We start from the raw sequence: 3,127 nt of genomic DNA on the forward strand, positions 1-3,127 counted from the left end.
GACTGAAGCCAAGCCCGCGAAAAGCGTCCACCGTAGCGGAAATAAACGGGTTTCTATGGTTACCCTTCTTAAAGGACCGGGCGTACTTTGCCCGGTTTTTCTTACGCGTTAAAGTTGCAGGTTTGTACATAAGGATTTTTAGGAGGTAATAGGGTGAACAGGAATAAAGCATGTTTGAATGGGATTAAATTAATTTGAAACGGAATAAACTGCGATCGAACGGGAATAAATCAACCATAAACGGGATTAAATCAAAATGAACGGGATTAAACTACACCGTCACCGAGTGAAATGAAGATAAACGCTTGCAGATTCATAAAAATCACCGCAATCACAAGCGATATGGAGTTAAACAAAAAAACCAACTTCGCGTTGGCGAGGTTGGTTAACTTTTCGGCACTAATCCTTGTTGGAAAGCATAGACGACTGCTTGCGTTCGATCTTGAACTTGGAGTTTCGACAATATATTACTTACATGCGTTTTTACAGTTTTTAAAGCGATAAACAATTCATCGGCAATATCTTGATTACTCCGGCCTTTAGCCATTAATAATAAAATTTCATGTTCGCGATCAGTTAACTCTTCGTGAAGTGGGCGATCTTGTCCTTGGCGCATACGTTTCATCATTTTGTTTGTAACTTCAGGTTCTAAAACAGCTTCCCCATTTAATGTTTGGCGGATGGCATCTGCAATTTGTTTTGCTTTCGATGTTTTCATAACATAGCTGACAGCACCTGCCTCTAAAGCGGGATAGACTTTGTCGTCGTCTAGGAAACTTGTGACAATCATGATTTTTGCTTGTGGCCACTGTGCAATGATTTCTTTCGTGGCTTCAGCACCATTCATAATGGGCATGACCATATCCATCAACACGATATCAGGACGAAGCGAGAGTACTAAATCCACTGCATCTTTTCCATTCACTGCTTCACCAATCACTTCCATGTCTGCTTGTGCTTGAAGGTATGCAGATACACCTATTCTAACCATTTCATGATCATCCACTAGTACGATTCGTATCATCTACTTCACCTCTTTTCTCAACAGGTACTTTTACTTCTACAATGGTACCTTGCGAAGGAACGGAAACAATTTTACTAGTTCCGCCCATTTCTATCGCTCGTTCTTGGATGTGATGTAAGCCATAAGAACCTGCATTGCCATCATCGTCTTTTATAAAGCCTACGCCGTTATCTTGAACTCGGAAAATCGCAAGTCCGTCCCGTTCTACTAATAAAATATCGACTTCACTGGCATTTGCATGACGCAATGTATTTGATAACGTTTCTTGCGCGATACGGAATAAGTGATCTTCCGCACCCTTTGAAAGGGATACATCTTCTAGACGGAAACGGATGGTGAAATGAACTTTTTGTTGCAATTCAAAAAGTAATTCTTCTAGACCTTGGGTTAATGATTTGTTATGAAGTGCTGCTGGACGTAAGTGTAGAAGAAGGGCACGCATTTCAAGTTGTGCTTGTTGAACTATTTTCTCAGCTTGTGCTAATGGTTTGGAAACTACTTCACCGCTACTTTCATGCTGTTCCGTGATTGACGATAGCAACATGGAAGCTGCAAATAACTGTTGAGACACGGAGTCATGTAGTTCGCGTGCTAAGCGCTGCCGTTCTTGTATTATACGTTCTTGAATTCTTTTATCTTCACCTTCTGCACGCTCGTCTACCATTCTTTGCAGGCTTTTCTTTTGCGTCGTAATTAGTATTGTTACTTCTCCCAGTGTTTTGTTTAACTTTGAGGAAACCACAGGGACAGTAAGATTGTCATGTTGTTGCTCCGCATTAATGGTAGCTTGTAAATAGCGTTCAACGGTGCGCTCTCTTTTTCTAGCCAGTTGAGTAGTTGAAATGGCAACGCCCATACTAATTCCAAGTAGGATGATTCCTATCCAAATAGCAATAGGTAAATTCGCTTCTTCAATTGACCAAAGGGGTTGCCATGTCTCATATGAAGGCCAGCCCAATAAGTAGGTTAATAAAGGAACTAGTACAGCGACTAGAAGTGAAAATAATGTAAAAGTACGACCTATAAATCCACTCATTTACGAATCACCTCAACATCCCCAAGCCAAGTAGATACTGCGATAATCAGTTCCGAAGATGCGCTTCCTTGGGCTTCGTTATAACCATTTTGAAGAACAAGTGATTGATTCCATAACCGTTTTTTACTTGCACCAAATAGTAAAGCTTCTCCAAGTAACGTTGTGTAATGAATTCGAACTGGAATTTCATAAGGAACAGCAATTCGGATTTTACCAATACCTTGTCGAACTGAAACAAGAGACGAACCTTTTGGTAAAACCGTTTGCGTGGCATCAATCGTGATGTTTCCGTAAAAACCTTGTACATGAACATCTTGCCATTCATATGCTTGAAAAGGTGTACTTTGAATCGAAAAGAGTTTATTTTGAATGATTGCATTTGGCGTTTCTATATCATCACCAAGAAATGGTTCTATAATTTGTTGTGTTTCATCGCCTTTCCATAGTCGTACTAAAATATAGACTAAGATTGCAACGATAAATAGTCGTAAGCTCCACATGGAAAGAAGGGCAATCCCTAAAAAGACAACACCGCTCCAAAAAAATAAGCGGCTTTTTCTCCGCAAACTGATATAAATTAACCCGACACCAAAAAGAACGAATAACACGCTTCCATTATGAAAGAACATGACCTCTACAAATACAAGTAGTAGGGCAGATAATAGCCAAAATGTAATGCGATCTGTTGGTATTCGTTGCATAGCGATTCCTCCTTTGTCGTAGCGGGTTTAAAGAAAAGCGTAAGCGCCACTCTAGCTTGACACCGGCCGCGGAAAGCGTCCGGCTGATTCTGTTTCTGCATCGCTTTGCTAGCTTCGAAACATGAAAGTGAGCTGCATCGCTGCGCTAGCTTCGAAACATGAAAGTGCGTTGTAACGGAAATCAAAGTTGATATTGTATGGAATATCCCTTTAAACTGATACTTAAATCTTCTGTACTTTCTTAAAGAACGGGGCGTACTTTGACTGATTTTTTACAAGATAAGAAAGTATATAAATTTAGTGAGTAATGAATCCAGTATTCCGGGTATTTTAAGGAGTAGGTTCTACCGCTGATTTGCGCTCCAG

3 protein-coding genes are annotated in these 3,127 nt (G+C 40.3%); all 3 read right to left on the bottom strand.

The annotated features are described in order from the left end of the window. Positions 1 to 385: 385 nt before the first annotated feature. From C406_RS0111370 to liaF, 3 genes are read right to left on the bottom strand one after another with little or no spacing between them, the layout of a single operon-like run. Positions 386 to 1,024, bottom strand: coding sequence for a response regulator transcription factor (locus tag C406_RS0111370; RefSeq protein ID WP_017380751.1), 639 nt, complete (start codon positions 1,022 to 1,024; stop codon positions 386 to 388). After that, positions 999 to 2,060, bottom strand: a complete 1,062-nt coding sequence (locus C406_RS0111375) for a sensor histidine kinase (protein WP_017380752.1) — start codon at positions 2,058 to 2,060, stop codon at positions 999 to 1,001. Before C406_RS0111375 ends, C406_RS0111370 begins: the two co-directional genes overlap by 26 nt. Beyond that, positions 2,057 to 2,761 carry a cell wall-active antibiotics response protein LiaF gene (gene liaF, locus C406_RS0111380; protein ID WP_017380753.1) on the bottom strand — a complete coding sequence of 235 codons (705 nt, stop codon included), beginning with the start codon at positions 2,759 to 2,761 and terminating at the stop codon, positions 2,057 to 2,059. The genes C406_RS0111375 and liaF overlap by 4 nt, the downstream gene beginning before the upstream one ends. Positions 2,762 to 3,127 lie beyond the last annotated feature (366 nt).

The organism is Paenisporosarcina sp. TG-14, from assembly GCF_000297555.1.
Taxonomy (GTDB): domain Bacteria; phylum Bacillota; class Bacilli; order Bacillales_A; family Planococcaceae; genus Paenisporosarcina; species Paenisporosarcina antarctica.

Excerpts from the sequence above, each read along its gene's own strand:
- C406_RS0111375 (WP_017380752.1), bottom strand. The coding sequence starts at position 2,060 with ATGAGTGGATTTATAGGTCGTACTTTTACATTATTTTCACTTCTAGTC.
- liaF (WP_017380753.1), bottom strand. The coding sequence starts at position 2,761 with ATGCAACGAATACCAACAGATCGCATTACATTTTGGCTATTATCTGCC.
- C406_RS0111370 (WP_017380751.1), bottom strand. The coding sequence starts at position 1,024 with ATGATACGAATCGTACTAGTGGATGATCATGAAATGGTTAGAATAGGT.